Source organism: Modicisalibacter sp., from assembly GCF_055145905.1.
The window spans coordinates 1-1,986 of record NZ_JBSREH010000055.1; the positions used below are offsets into that span (position 1 = coordinate 1).

2 protein-coding genes are annotated in these 1,986 nt (G+C 68.8%); both read left to right on the forward strand.

Annotation, left to right across the window (positions count from 1 at the left end; all coding sequences use genetic code 11):
* Positions 1-136 precede the first annotated feature (136 nt).
* On the forward strand, positions 137-1,135 hold the full coding sequence (araD1, locus tag ACTCB7_RS15955; RefSeq protein WP_163648528.1) for an AraD1 family protein: 999 nt from the start codon (positions 137-139) through the stop codon (positions 1,133-1,135).
* 14 nt (positions 1,136-1,149) lie between these two features.
* Positions 1,150-1,986: aldehyde dehydrogenase family protein (locus ACTCB7_RS15960; protein WP_463007472.1), on the forward strand; the 837-nt coding region annotated here is incomplete at its 3' end.

Sequence of the window (1,986 nt, forward strand, 5' to 3'; positions counted from 1 at the left end):
CTTGAAGGACATCTTCGTGTCGCTGCTGCCGTTCATCGCCATCCAGCTGGTGGTGCTGTTCGCGCTGCTGTTCTTCCCCGATCTGGCCATGTGGCTGGTGTAGGGCCCCCTGCTTTCAATCCAAGCGGAGATCGCCATGCGACTCATCCAGTATGAACACGAGGGCCGCCCCCAGGTGGCGGTAGTGGAAAGTCCCGATCAGGTGCGCCGGGTCGCAACCGACGAGGGGACCTACGGTCTGGCACAACGCGCCATTCGCGAGCGGCGCTCGCTGGCCGCGGTGGTCGAGTCGGCGCTGACCGAGGAGCGGCTCGACTACGCCGAGCTGGTCCGCGAAAAGCGCCTGCTGCCCCCGCTCACCCACCCGGACCCGGCTCACTGCCTGGTCACCGGCACCGGCCTGACGCACCTGGGCAGCGCCGACACCCGTTCGGCCATGCACAGCAAGGCTCAGGCCGACGAGAGCCAGCTGACCGACTCCATGCGCATGTTCAAGATGGGCGTCGAGGGCGGCAAGCCCGAAGCCGACCGGGTCGGCGCGCAGCCGGAGTGGTTCTACAAGGGCGACGGCGACTGCGTGATCGCTCCCGAGGCCGACATCCCGGTGCCCGCCTTCGCCCAGGATGCCGGTGAGGAGCCGGAGCTGGCCGGTCTCTATGTGATCGACGAGGCTGGCCAGCCGTGGCGAATCGGCTATGCTGTCGGCAATGAATTTTCCGACCACGTCATCGAGCGCCACAATTACCTGTGGCTGGCCCACTCCAAGCTGCGCGCCTGCAGCTTCGGCCCCGAACTGCTCGTCGGTGAACTGCCCGACCATCTCGAGGGCACCAGCCGTATCGTCCGCGACGGCCAGACGCTGTGGGAGAAGCCGTTTCTCACCGGCGAAGCCAACATGGCCCACAGCCTCGCCAACCTCGAACATCATCACTTCAAGTACGCCGGCTTCCGGCGTCCCGGCGATGTCCATGTGCATTTTTTCGGCACCGCGACATTGAGTTTTGCCGACGACGTCCGCACCCGGGAGGGAGATCGCTTCGAGATCGAGATCCCGGCCTTCGGACGCCCCTTGCGCAACCCGTTGTGCTTCGAGACCACGGATGTCGACACCGCGACGTCCGTCAACGCGCTCTAACTCAGGAGGAAATCATGACCCTGGAAGGCAAGCTACTCATCGGCCAGCAGGCCGTGCGCGGCACCAGCGGCGAGATCCAGGCCATCAATCCGTCGTCCAACCAGCGCCTGGAGCCGGTCTATGCCGGTGGCACCCGCGAGGACGTCGACCGAGCCTGCGAGCTGGCCGGCGCGGCGTTCGACAGCTACCGCGAGACCTCGCTCGAGGACCGCGCGGTGTTCCTCGAGACCATCGCCGAGGAGATCGAGGCACTGGGCGATACCCTGATCGAACGCGCCAGCGACGAGTCGGGCCTGCCGATTCCGCGCATCGAGGGCGAGCGCGGGCGCACCTGCGGCCAGCTGCGTCTGTTCGCCAATGTCGTGCGCGCCGGCGAGTGGCTCGACGTGCGCGTCGACCCGGCCCTGCCCGAACGAGCGCCGCTGCCGCGCGCCGACCTGCGCCAGCGCCACATCGCCCTGGGCCCGGTGGCGGTGTTCGGCGCCTCCAACTTCCCGCTGGCGTTCTCGGTGGCCGGCGGCGACACCGCCTCGGCGCTGGCCGCCGGCTGCCCGGTGGTGGTCAAGGCGCACTCCGCCCACCCCGGCACCAGCGAGCTGGTGGGCCGGGCCATCCAGAAGGCGGTGGCCCGCTGCCACCTGCCCGAGGGGGTATTCTCGCTGCTGTTCGGCTCCGGCCGCGAGGTCGGCCAGGCGCTGGTCGCCAATGCCCGCATCAAGGCGGTGGGCTTCACCGGCTCGCGCAGCGGCGGTCAGGCGCTGGTCGCCACCGCCCAGGCGCGCCCCGAGCCGATCCCGATCTACGCCGAGATGAGCTCGATCAACCCGGTGTTCCCGCTGCCCGCGGCGCTC

What these genes read in the sequence shown, in the direction of transcription:
- araD1 (WP_163648528.1), top strand. Translation starts at nt 137, where the DNA reads ATGCGACTCATCCAGTATGAACACGAGGGCCGCCCCCAGGTGGCGGTA.